At 56.9% G+C, this 10951-nt stretch carries 11 protein-coding genes and 1 pseudogene; 5 read left to right on the top strand and 7 right to left on the bottom strand.

The genetic code is table 11. The features are described from left to right. Positions 1-439: 439 nt before the first annotated feature. A pseudogene (locus tag L248_RS13210) lies at positions 440-1497 on the top strand (AEC family transporter). Positions 1498-1526: 29 nt separating this feature from the next. Continuing rightward, positions 1527-2534, top strand: coding sequence for an NAD(P)-dependent oxidoreductase (locus tag L248_RS13205; protein WP_022530758.1), 1008 nt, complete (start codon positions 1527-1529; stop codon positions 2532-2534). A gap of 145 nt (positions 2535-2679) precedes the next feature. Here L248_RS13205 and L248_RS13200 read toward each other — a convergent pair whose 3' ends face one another. The 3 genes from L248_RS13200 to L248_RS13190 all read right to left on the bottom strand — a co-directional run bounded on the left by L248_RS13200 (position 2680) and on the right by L248_RS13190 (position 5525). Continuing rightward, positions 2680-3981 carry an MFS transporter gene (locus L248_RS13200; protein WP_040536879.1) on the bottom strand — a complete coding sequence of 434 codons (1302 nt, stop codon included), beginning with the start codon at positions 3979-3981 and terminating at the stop codon, positions 2680-2682. A gap of 183 nt (positions 3982-4164) precedes the next feature. Next, complete coding sequence (locus tag L248_RS13195) at positions 4165-5013, bottom strand: aldo/keto reductase (protein ID WP_022530756.1); 849 nt, start codon at positions 5011-5013, stop codon at positions 4165-4167. An 89-nt stretch (positions 5014-5102) separates the two neighbouring features. After that, the gene (locus L248_RS13190) at positions 5103-5525 is read right to left on the bottom strand and encodes a winged helix-turn-helix transcriptional regulator (RefSeq protein WP_022530755.1); all 423 of its coding nucleotides are present in this window, start codon (positions 5523-5525) and stop codon (positions 5103-5105) included. A 112-nt stretch (positions 5526-5637) separates the two neighbouring features. On the opposite strand from L248_RS13190, the gene L248_RS13185 reads away from it, so the two are divergent. Further along, positions 5638-6489 (top strand): aldo/keto reductase, encoded by an 852-nt coding sequence (locus tag L248_RS13185; RefSeq protein ID WP_022530754.1) that lies wholly within the window; start codon positions 5638-5640, stop codon positions 6487-6489. Between the two features lie 59 nt (positions 6490-6548). Here the strand turns inward: L248_RS13185 and L248_RS13180 are convergent, their stop codons facing one another. Continuing rightward, positions 6549-6908, bottom strand: a complete 360-nt coding sequence (locus L248_RS13180; RefSeq protein ID WP_040536878.1) for a MerR family transcriptional regulator — start codon at positions 6906-6908, stop codon at positions 6549-6551. A 62-nt stretch (positions 6909-6970) separates the two neighbouring features. On the opposite strand from L248_RS13180, the gene L248_RS13175 reads away from it, so the two are divergent. Beyond that, a complete protein-coding gene (locus L248_RS13175; RefSeq protein WP_040536877.1) occupies positions 6971-7267 on the top strand; it encodes a hypothetical protein in 297 nt (98 codons plus the stop codon). Positions 7268-7270: 3 nt separating this feature from the next. On the opposite strand, the gene L248_RS13170 is transcribed toward L248_RS13175, so the two are convergent. Continuing rightward, a complete protein-coding gene (locus L248_RS13170; RefSeq protein WP_022530751.1) occupies positions 7271-8092 on the bottom strand; it encodes a Fic family protein in 822 nt (273 codons plus the stop codon). Between the two features lie 335 nt (positions 8093-8427). Between L248_RS13170 and efp the strand changes: the two genes are divergently transcribed. Next, positions 8428-8991 carry an elongation factor P gene (gene efp, locus L248_RS13165; protein ID WP_040536875.1) on the top strand — a complete coding sequence of 188 codons (564 nt, stop codon included), beginning with the start codon at positions 8428-8430 and terminating at the stop codon, positions 8989-8991. Positions 8992-9054: 63 nt separating this feature from the next. Here efp and L248_RS13160 read toward each other — a convergent pair whose 3' ends face one another. Beyond that, positions 9055-9975, bottom strand: coding sequence for a Gfo/Idh/MocA family oxidoreductase (locus tag L248_RS13160; protein WP_040536888.1), 921 nt, complete (start codon positions 9973-9975; stop codon positions 9055-9057). Between the two features lie 83 nt (positions 9976-10058). Then, the gene (locus L248_RS13155) at positions 10059-10910 is read right to left on the bottom strand and encodes a hypothetical protein (protein ID WP_022530748.1); all 852 of its coding nucleotides are present in this window, start codon (positions 10908-10910) and stop codon (positions 10059-10061) included. Between the last annotated feature and the right edge of the window lie 41 nt (positions 10911-10951).

The following is a 10951-nucleotide window of genomic DNA, read 5'->3' as shown; positions in this document are numbered from 1 at the left end:
ATGATTTCACCACTGAGCCCGTTTTGCCTCCGCTTGCTACGCGTTGGCACTCAGTCAAGCCGAGACATGAGTTTTGTCACGTCCCCAATTTCATGGCTGAGCCCATTCACCAAGCGTGCTCCGCTCATGTCACCCACCGTCATTTACACTGGCCGGCGCCAAAAGAAGTTCGGCACCTGGGTGACCCGCAAAGCACGATTCAATTCATTCCCCAGTCCTGTTCGACTGATTGAAACTGAGTCTACAGCAATTTAGTTTGAAGTTCAAACCTTTTTTGCCAACTTTTTTTGAGATAACAGGCGTTACAAATCCGGAACGTGCGCCGGGACGGGATTTGCGGCGGGGGAAAAAAAGTGTCAGAAATGTCTGTGAAGAGGATAACGAAGATGGTATAATAAATCAACACGTGAAATTATTATCAAGATGGAGGACAAACCACATGCTCAACGCACTCACCGAAACGCTCACCAATATGAACGTCGTCAGCGCAGTGACCTCGACGATCTTCATCATCCTGCTCGGCTTCTTCCTGCGGCGCAAGGGGATCTTCTCGGACTCCTTGGGCAAAACGCTGTCGAAGGTCGTGCTGACCGTTGCCCTGCCCGCCCTGGCCTTCAATTCCTTCATGCAGCCAATCGACCCGGTCACGCTGCGGCAAGGGATCAACGTGCTCATCTGGGGCATCGCTATCTACATCATCCTCATCCTGGTGACGCCGCTGCTCTACTTCAAGGCGGACAAGGACAAACAGACGGTGCTTTCTGTCCTCACCACCTTCGGCTCCACGACCTTCTTCGGTATCCCCATCGTCGGCGCGGTATGGGGCGCGAAGGGCGTCATGTACAGTTCCATCTTCAACATCGGCTACCGGATTTTCCTGTATTCCTACGCCTACATCAAGCTCTCGGGGCTGAAGTTAGAAAAGAAAAACGTCAAGACGATGCTGCTCAACCCCATCGTCATTGCCACCTTCCTCGGCCTGTTCCTCTGGCTGCTGCAGACTGCCGCCCCGCAGGTGACGGTACCGGCGGCGGATGCTACAGGTAAAATGGTCACCGTGGCCTTCTACCGCATCGATCAGACCGCGGTCTGGCTATTCAAGCCGCTGTCTTACCTGGCGGCCTTGGCCTCGCCCCTGGCTTGGCTGGCCATCGGGGTCACCCTGGGCTCCGTGACCTTCAAGGATGCTGCGACGGACAAGACCAGCTGGTACTACTCCTTCAACAAGGTAGTGCTGGTTCCGCTGCTCACCTGGTCCTGCTGTTCCTGTTGACGGTAACCCATATTCTCCCCGTCGACAACATCGCCCTGGCCACGATCATCGTGATGATGGCCACCCCCACGGCGGCCGTAGCCGCGGCTTATTCGATTGGTTTCGACCACGGCGCGCTGATGACCAGCAACGCCAGCTTCATCTCCACGGTCTGCGCCGTCATCGCGATTCCGCTGTGGATCGTCGTGCTCTCGGTCATCAAGGCCGCCGGTATTTTCGGTTAAGGGCTTATTAGAAAGGATGCTGTTTCCCCATGGCTTTTAAAATTGCATGTTTCGGGGTCCACGATTACGAGGTCCCTTTCTTCAAGAAACTGAACCAATACGATTACGATTTGAAGTTGATCCCAGAGCTGCTGACGCATGATAACGTGGGCGAGATCGCCGGGTGTGACGGCGTCTTGCTGCGGGGCAACTGCGTGGCGGACGCTCAGAACCTGGCGAAGATGCACGATTACGGCATTACGTATGTCTTCACCCGGACCATCGGGTACGACCACATCGACTTGCCGACTGCGGCCAGTTACGGTATGAAGGTCGCCCGGGTGCCCGGCTACTCCGCCTATTCTGTGGCCGAGCTGGCCCTGAGTCTGGGCTTGATGCTCTTCCGCCACACCGCCGACGCCACCGCCCGCACGGCCACCGGCGATTACCGGGTGACCCCCACGTTCTTCAGCCGCGAAGCGCACAGTTCCACCATCGGCATCATCGGCACCGGCCACATCGGGGTGACCGAAGCCCAGTTGTGGCGGGGCATGGGGGCCACCGTCCTGGGCTATGATGTCTACCAGTCCGACGTTGCGAAGGCCGTGGTGGAGTTCGTGGACCTGCCGGAATTGGCCGCTCGCGCCGACATTATTTCTCTCCACGTGCCCTACTTCCCTGGCCAGAACGACAAGATGATCAACGCCGCGCTTATTGGCCAGATGAAGTCCTCCGCTGTCCTGGTGAACACCGCCCGGGGCGAATTGGTCGATTACGATGCGGTCCTCGCCGCCTTGCAAGCCGGCCAGCTGGACGGCTTCGCCAGCGATGTCTTGCTGGAAGAAAGCCAGATTTTCGGTAAGAAACTCCCCAGCAACGCAGACCTGCCCCTGCCTGTCCTGCAGCAGCTGGCCGCCCTGTACCCCAAGGTACTCTTCACACCGCACATGGGCTCCCTCACCGAACCGGCGCTGGAGGGCATGATCTCCGTCAGTTACGATAACTTCCACACGGCGCTGACCACCGGGACGGTCCCCAACGAAGTCGTGGCGAAGTGACGCCACCCGTTACGGACAACATTGAGACAGCGTCACCTGTTGTCCAACCCAGTCGCAAGCGCTGCCCTTGTTGAAAAAGTAAATACCGTGAGAAAGCCCCCCACCGCAACGGCTGCGATGAGGGGCTTTCCTTTCTCATTGACCATTATTCGACTGGATAATCAGCCAGCACGCTGCTCCGGGTCAGATAGAGCAGGACGCCGAGAGCCAGCAGGAACGTGCCCATGCCAGCAGCAAGGAAGAGCAGCCAGGCGGCGGTGTGGTCGAAAAGGAAGCCAAAGATCAGGGTGCCCAAGGGCATCAGGAGCGTGGCGACCGTGCCGTTGATCATGAAAACCCGGCCCTGCATGGCTGGCGGTACGATCTTTTGCATCATCGTATTCATTGGCGTATTGATGGCGACGATGAGCAGACCGATGCAGACGTTGACCAGCAGGTAGAACACGACGTTGGCGCTCATCAGCCAATTCAGCTTGGCGGGAATGCCGATACCCATCAGAATCACCGCCAGCACCATGATGGACCAGAACGAGATAATGGCCGGATGCTGCTTCAGGGTGATCAAGCTCAAGGCGATGCCGCCCAGAATCATGCCCACCGCGAAGCCGGCATCAGTCAGACCGTACAACGTGTTCGGCATCTTCAAGACGGTCACCTGGATATAAGGCAAGCCCAAGTTCACAGCGGCGAAGAGAAAGTTGACGCCGGCACCGAAGAGACAGGTAATGAGGACCAGCCGGTTCTGGCGCAGGTAGCGGAGGCCGGCCCGAAAGTTGGCCAGCATCGATTCTTTCTCCGCCGGTACACGATTGGCCGCAGGCACCGGGGCATCATTCTCAGCCGCCGCAGAAGCTTCCGGGGCGGCCGGTGCCGGCGCAAACCGCAGTTGCACGATGCAGGCTAACGTTAGGAGTTCAAACACGATTTCCACTAAGGCAAATGCTCCGATGGAGATGAACGTGTAGACGACGGCCCCAATCATCGGGCTGAGCAGCTGGGCGGTGGAGAGTACCGATTGGTTCAGCGAGTTCACCCGTTGCAGCTGGTCACCGGGAAACAATGTGACCAGACTGGCCGACAGGGCGGTACTGAGAAAACGGTCGGTCACCGTTAAGATGATTTGGAGCACGATCAGTTCGGCGTAGTACGCCTGCGGCCAGCGGGCAAAGGCGACTGCAAAGGCCAGCAGGCCAATGCTGGTGCCAATTTGAGCGCTGATCATGATTGCTTTGTGGGAACGCGTATCGACGATATAGCCCACGACCGGGGTCAGCACCACCGCCACCATCGGTCCCACCATCATGTTCACGCCCATCCCCAGGGCAGAACCCGTCCGGTGCAGAATATACAGTCCAATGGCAAAGCCCAGCATGCCGCTGCCGAACGCCCCAAAGAAATTTCCGGCCAACAAGGTGACCATTTGCCGTAACGATCGATGCTCTTTCATAACGATTACTCTCCCTCACACAGTAGTTAAGTACATCGTATACTGTGCCGGAGCATCAAGGCTCCGCCTAAAGTCCTAATTTTTATCATTATACCAAAAAAAGGCACTCATCATAGTGGATGAGTGCCCGTTGCTGAGGCGTTCGGATTGTTAGACTGCAAATACTGTTCTAATCTTTGAGGATCAATCAAACTCCTCGTACGTGTTAGGATCCTGGTCATCGATCCGGCCATCGGGCTTATTCAAGGCGTTGATCTGTTTCACCTCGTCGTCTGTGAGCGAGAAATCGAAAATATCAAGATTTGCCCGCTGGTGGGCCAGGTTGCGCGACTTCGGAATCGGGACGACGCCGCGCTGATGGTGCCAGCGCAGAATGATCTGGCCCACATTCTTGTGGTACTTCTCGGCCAACTGTTTAATAACCGGCTCCTGCAAGGCCTTGCTGCCGCGGCCCAGCGGGCTCCAGGCTTCGGTCACGATACCCCGTTCTGCATCAGCTTTGAGCATCCGGGATTGGACCCAGTACGGGTGCAGCTCGATTTGGTTCACCGCGGGGGTCACCCCCGTCTCCTTGATTACCCGATCGAGATGCGCTGGCTCGAAGTTAGACACCCCGATAGAACGAATCCAGCCCCGCTTCTGGGCGTCAATCATCGCCCGCCACGCCTCAACGTAATGGTCACGCTTGGGCAGCGGCCAATGAATCAGGTACAGATCTAAGTAGTCCAGACCCAGCCGATACAGCGTTTCTTGAATCTGCATCGTCGCGTCATCGTATCGGTGGTACATCCCCGGCAGTTTCGAGGTGACGAAGAAATCAGCTCGGGGCAGGCCGGATGCGCGAATGGCTTCCCCCACCGCCCCTTCGTTCATATAATTGGTGGCCGTGTCCAGACTGCGGTAACCATCATAAATGGCTGACAGCATCTGCTGGACGCCGGCGCCGCCGCGAATCTGGTAGGTCCCCAAACCAATGGCCGGCATTTGGTGGCCGTCGTTGAGGGTGACGAAAGGAACTTTGGTTTCTGTCATAAAACAACACCTCCACCATTTATTTTACTCGGTCGGTCCAGGGCTGCGCCTAGGGGTAGCGGCGGCGTACCGCTAAAGTTCAACAAGTCTTAATGTTTCGCCGGGATCTCTTTGTGGGCAACCACGGCTTCATCCAAAGAAAAACGGGGCACAATCTGCGTCGCTTGAATCCGGGCCTCGCCCCAGTCCGTCATCGCCTGGATGATGGGCAGCAATGACCGGCCCACCGGGGTGATGGCATAGAATACCTTGACTGGGGCGGCTTTCTCCTCGACCCGGGTAATCAAGCCGTCTTCAGCCAATTCACGCAGCTGATTCGTCAGTACCTTGTGGGTCACCCGGGGCATCAGGTGCATCAGCTCGTTGAACCGGTATGGTCCGTGGATCCCCAGTTCGTTCAGGATGACGATCTTCCACTTGCCGCTGATCATGGACAGCGTCAGCTCCTTGGCACAGCTGAAATCACCGTTTTCTAACCGCTTCTGCACATCCTTGCGGATTACGTCCGTCATCGAACCACGTCCTTCCGTTACGCACCTCAAAGTGCGTTCTTGTATCAAAAGTATACCGCTCTTACAATTGGATGTAGACACGTTCCACATTCTGTCATTAGGAGATGGCCTCATGGATTCAGTTAAAATTGCTGGCCGGCAAGTGCCGGCGATGGGGATCGGTACCTGGCACATGGGCAGCGACCCGCGGAAGCGGCCGCAAGAGATTGACGCCATTCGCGCCGGCATCGACGCCGGGGCCCGGTTAGTGGACACCGCCGAGATGTATGGCTCGGGCGACTCTGAAGCCTTGGTGGGCGAAGCGCTGCAGCCCTATCAGCGCGACGACATTTTTCTACTCTCCAAAGTCCTGCCCAGCAACGCCTCCCGGCAGCGGATGGAGAAAAGTTTGGACGCCAGCCTGGCGCGGCTGCACACCGACTACTTAGATCTGTATCTGTACCACTGGCGCGGCGGGGTGCCGTTGGCCGAAACTGTTGACGAGCTGCAGCGGCTCCAAGACAGCGGCAAGATTCGCGCTTGGGGCGTTTCCAACTTCGATTTGAGCGATATGGAAGAGCTGTGGCAGCTGCCGAACGGTAAAAATGCAGTTGCTAATGAGGATCTCTACAACTTGGCCACCCGGGGTATCGAATACGACCTGCTGCCTTGGCAGCGGCAGCATGGCATCCCGTTGATCGCCTATTCGCCGGTGGGTGCCGGCGAAGACATTCCGGCTTCTGCCATGCACGGCAACGCCGCTTTGGCTCAGGTCGCCCAGCGCCACGGTGTTTCGCCGTATGAGATCATTTTGGCTTGGGCAATCCGCGACGGTCACACCATTGCCATTCCCCAGACCAGTAACCCAGCGCATATGAAGACGAATATTGCCGCCGGCGATATTCAGTTAAGCGCTGACGATTTGGCACTGCTGGACAAGGAGTTCCCGGCACCGACGCGGAAGATGCCGCTGGCGATGCGGTAACCAAAGTCGCTGTTAGGAAGAAAGACCAGGCCAGCCCAGCATGGGTTAGCCTGTTTTTTTTACTGTTGCAAACGCCCATCCAGCTGTTTACGCAAAGCGGTCAGCTTCGTCTTTCTCACCATCAACGTCTGCAGTTCTTTCTCAATGGTGGCAAGTTCGTCTTCGACCAGCTCTCGGTTCGCCTGCCACTGTGTCGGGGTCCCGCACTGCGTATCGTGTCGTTCCTTAATCGATTGGATAGCCGCCAAAGAAAAGCCCATTTCTTTCAATTCGACGATTTCGGCGAAATCTGCGGTATCAGCGGCAGTAAAGGCATAATTCTTGCCTTGCTTCTGGGGCGTCAACAAACCCAAGTCAATGTAATGCCGGACGGTATCCCGGGTCGTTTGGTTCATGGCGACAAATTCAGCAAGTTGCATGGTCATTCTCCTTGACGCGGGGTCGACCCCGTGTTGTCTACTATTGGTCGAGGTGATTTAACATGACGATCGCATTTTGGCTTCTAACGATGCTGTACGCTGTCTTAATGGGCGGTGCGGCCATCGTCCAGGCGCACCAGGCGGGGATGCCGCTTTGGTTGCTCGTTCTAAACGTCGGGTTCAGTTTGATACTGCTGACCAGCCGGTGGTGGGTACCCTCGTTCTATATCGGACTCCTGGGCTTATTGGGCACCGCTCTGGCGAACGGTCTGGTGCTGAACGGCCGCATTCGATGGTCGCATTTCACAGTCCGCACCGTTCTGACTGCGGCTCTGATTTGGTGGCACCTGTTTCTCTGATGTTTACTTGGGGCGGTGTGGCAGATTTGTTTCCAGCGCCGCGTCCTGCAGGTTCTTCTCGTTGAGCTGCAGTATCTTGATGCGCTCGTCCAGTTCTTTATCAACATAGTCTGCCACCAGGCGGACAAAGGGCCCGTGCTCCCCTATTTGCTGGGATGTGTAGAGCGCCTTCATGTAAGTATCCCGGGAGGCTTTATCTGGTTGAATATTAATCAGCGGCAAGCCGTTTTCCACCAGTGCAAAGTTCATCAGGAGCCGAACCGTACGGCCGTTACCATCTATAAACGGGTGAATCGAGACAAAGCGTTGATGTAACTCAGCGGCGTACACCACAGGGTGCAACCGGGCCTGATTCGTGCGACTCCACGTGACCAAATCTGCCATCGCGGGTCGAATCTCGAAGGGCGGCGGATAGGCGTTCTCTGGAAAGCCGGCCGGCCACGCCTTTTCCACGCGATACGCCCCCGCGTTTTGAACATCTCGCGTCGTCTTCGCGGTCACAAAACGATTCAAGTCCCGAATCATGGTCTCTGTCACAGGCTGTTTGTGTTGGACCAGATCCATCATGTAATCATAGGCATCCGCCAAATCAATAGCTTCCAAAACGTCTTTGATGGGTTTCTCGTGAACTGTCATACCCGTTTCCAGGATGGATGTTGTCTCGTACAACGTCAGCGTATTTCCTTCGATTGCATTGGATGACCAAACATGGGCAATCTTTTTCTCATGTTCGATTGCTCGCATGTCGGCCTGGGATAGCGGCCGATAGGTGCCCATTTGTTCCTTTTTGGCATCAATTTGCTTCAGCAGCGCTGTTAAATCCATTTGTGTTCAAATCCTCTCACTAATTCAACTCGACGATGTCACAAGATCACCCTAACTGCATCCGTACTAAGGTCGGTGTACCATCAGTACCGCTTGCTCCTACCTGGTCTTGAGGACGACCAGCATCCCCTCCAAATGCCGCGCACAGGCCCGGCAGTCAGAATGCTTTGCCGCCATTCCGAATCCATGGTACAGTGAGAGCTAGTATGTTAGAAATTCTACAATGACGGGTGGCAATACGCAATGGTCCATCGTGGCTTTGCCCTGTCTTTGGCCCCGCCCTTTCTGACCATTCACTAAACACGCCAACGAACATCATAAAGGAGAACGAGCAAATGACAGACGCAATCAATCTTAAAGCCGGCAATGTGTTCCAAAAAGACGGCAAACTGATCAAGGTACTCGAAACGAACCACCATAAACCGGGCAAGGGCAATACGGTGATGCAGATGCGGCTCAACGACGTGCGCACCGGCGCCATCGTCCAGACCACCATGCGGCCGACGGAAAAAGTCGAGCTGGCGGAGATGGACCACAAGAACGCGCAGTATCTGTACAGTCAGGACGATACCGCGTACTTCATGGATACCGATACTTATGACCAGTACGAACTACCGGTATCCCACATCGCGGAAGAAGTGAAGTACCTGGTTCCCAACATGCAGGTCCAGCTGGAGTTCTTCGAGGGCGAGCTGATCAGCCTCGATCTGCCCACCACTGTGGACCTCAAGGTAACCGAGACGACACCGGGCATCAAGGGCGCCACGGCCGCCAGCGGCGGCAAGCCGGCGACCATGGAGACCGGCCTGGTCGTCCAAGTGCCGGACTTCATTCAGACTGGCGAAGTGCTGACCATCAACACGACCAACGGTGAGTACAAGTCCCGCGCCCAGAATTAAGATTGTCCTTTTGCCAGCAGCCGAATGCTTTCCGCAGTCGGCTGTTTTTTTGTGCGGTAGCGGTTAAGAAAGGGGCAGATGCGCCACCATATCTGCAATGACCTGGTGGCTCTGGATACTCGTCTCTGGCGCCACCGGATTGGGGCCATGCGCGGCCACTGCCCGGACAAAGGCAGCCACCATCGGTTGAAAGCCGCGGGTCAGCAAAGTGGGCTGCCAATCGGGCGCCAATTGCCGGTTTTCTCCCTGGGCGGTCAGTACGGTCAGCCGGCTCAAGTCTTGGACCCGAAGAATGCCGTGGTCGGTGGTGAGGACCGCTTCCTCCAAGTTGACGCCGGCCTGCTCGTCGATACCCGCGGTGATCACCGAATGGGCCAACGCAAAGGTCACTTCTGCCCGCAGCAGCCTGCCGTCTGTATCAGACTGCACCACATAATGCGGCGCGGGTAATACCGGGAAATTCGCCACCATCAGGGCGGTGTCGACGGGATGGATCAGCAAGTCCCACAGCGCATGCACAGGGTCGTCCGGATTGGCAATGCGGGTCTTCATCACCCGCACCGCCCGGGCCGCGACCGCCTGCTGGGCGAGCACTTGGTGGAACGGTGCGAAACGGCGGTTGAAGCCGACGGTGAGCAAGAGACCCTGTTTCTCCGCCAAGGCGTAGAGACGCTTGACCTCTGCCATATCGGTAGCCAGCGGCTTGTCCACAAAGACGTTGACCCCGCGTTCCAGGAAATGGCGCACGAGTTCCGCATGCGTCTCGGTCGGCGTGTGGATCATGACCGCATCTAGCGGCTGGTCATCCAGTGTTGCCAGCGTGTTACCCGCGATAGGCAGGCCGAACTGGCGGCCTAACCGTTTGAGCTTGTCCTCATTTCTCGTCATCAGCTGCCACGTCACCTGATCCTGCATCTCCGCATATACCGGCAGATACGCCCGCGTGGCGATCCCGCCCAAGCCCATGACCCCAATCGTTACCATCACAATTCCTTCTTTCTGCCGGATCACCGCATCCAGGTGAGAAAACAAACTGACCGTCTCGGCATCCCGCTGGCAATAATCCGTCACTGAGTCGTCTTTTCAGCCTGCATGTCTTGGCTGAGCCGCTGGGCCATTTGGTCAATCAGCGCCTGGTCGGCCGGCAGCGGCTCCCGCGGTAATTGGTGGCCAGCAGTCAAGGCCGTCTGGGCGGCCGCCGCATCGTGGTCGGTATACCACGCATGGGCCGCTCGGACTAAGAAAATCTGCTGCCGTTTCGCCAGCGGCTGCTGCTGGAATGACTCCCACAGCTCCGGTATTAACGGATCAGTCGGGGCGCTGAACAACAAGGCCAAGAGCAGCAGCTGGACTAACTCTTGGAAGTACAGCGTCATCATTTCTGTCCCGTCATCGTAGGGCTTCCGCAGGATCGTCGCCGCCCCGGCATAGTCCTGGGCGGCCAGCGCCCGGGTAGCGATCAGCAGCAGCTGAAAGTCGTTGAAATAAGTTCGTTCAGCCGTCTTCACCGGCGTATAGACCGCCGCCGGCAGGTCCGCATAGCTGGCCCCCGCCGTCAGCCGGGCGTTCACTGTCAGCTGAATCCACAGCAGCTGTTGGTTACCTGGATCCTGGCGGACAATGCGCAATGACTGGGCATCGTTGAAGCCCAAGGGAATCCCATTCATTAAGAGCAGGACCACACTGACCAGTCCCCAGCCTACAGCCACCGGCCGCCAGAGGAGAAAGGCAGCCACGCCGATAACCATAAACAAGAGATTGCTGAGGAGACCGCCCATTAAGTAGAGCCGATAGGGCAGCGGGATCATGTTTGGCGGCGCCATCAAGGCCTGGCCGCCGGTCCCCGGCACGTGCTGCCGAGTCCGCCGCCAGCCAGTCGGCGACTTGTAGAAAAGAACATTGCCGATGCGAAAACTCACCAGCCGAGATTAATAATTCCTAGGTACAGGATGTCAGAGCG

The sequence above is a fragment of the Schleiferilactobacillus shenzhenensis LY-73 genome (assembly GCF_000469325.1).
Lineage (GTDB): Bacteria > Bacillota > Bacilli > Lactobacillales > Lactobacillaceae > Schleiferilactobacillus > Schleiferilactobacillus shenzhenensis.
Note: the sequence above shows the minus strand (reverse complement) of the source record. Positions and strands in the feature narration are given on the sequence as shown.

Excerpts from the sequence above, each read along its gene's own strand:
- L248_RS13185 (WP_022530754.1), top strand. The coding sequence starts at position 5,638 with ATGGATTCAGTTAAAATTGCTGGCCGGCAAGTGCCGGCGATGGGGATC.
- L248_RS13175 (WP_040536877.1), top strand. The coding sequence starts at position 6,971 with ATGACGATCGCATTTTGGCTTCTAACGATGCTGTACGCTGTCTTAATG.
- L248_RS13180 (WP_040536878.1), bottom strand. The coding sequence starts at position 6,908 with ATGCAACTTGCTGAATTTGTCGCCATGAACCAAACGACCCGGGATACC.
- efp (WP_040536875.1), top strand. The coding sequence starts at position 8,428 with ATGACAGACGCAATCAATCTTAAAGCCGGCAATGTGTTCCAAAAAGAC.
- L248_RS13160 (WP_040536888.1), bottom strand. The coding sequence starts at position 9,975 with ATGGTAACGATTGGGGTCATGGGCTTGGGCGGGATCGCCACGCGGGCG.
- L248_RS13190 (WP_022530755.1), bottom strand. The coding sequence starts at position 5,525 with ATGACGGACGTAATCCGCAAGGATGTGCAGAAGCGGTTAGAAAACGGT.
- L248_RS13205 (WP_022530758.1), top strand. The coding sequence starts at position 1,527 with ATGGCTTTTAAAATTGCATGTTTCGGGGTCCACGATTACGAGGTCCCT.
- L248_RS13170 (WP_022530751.1), bottom strand. The coding sequence starts at position 8,092 with ATGGATTTAACAGCGCTGCTGAAGCAAATTGATGCCAAAAAGGAACAA.
- L248_RS13195 (WP_022530756.1), bottom strand. The coding sequence starts at position 5,013 with ATGACAGAAACCAAAGTTCCTTTCGTCACCCTCAACGACGGCCACCAA.
- L248_RS13200 (WP_040536879.1), bottom strand. The coding sequence starts at position 3,981 with ATGAAAGAGCATCGATCGTTACGGCAAATGGTCACCTTGTTGGCCGGA.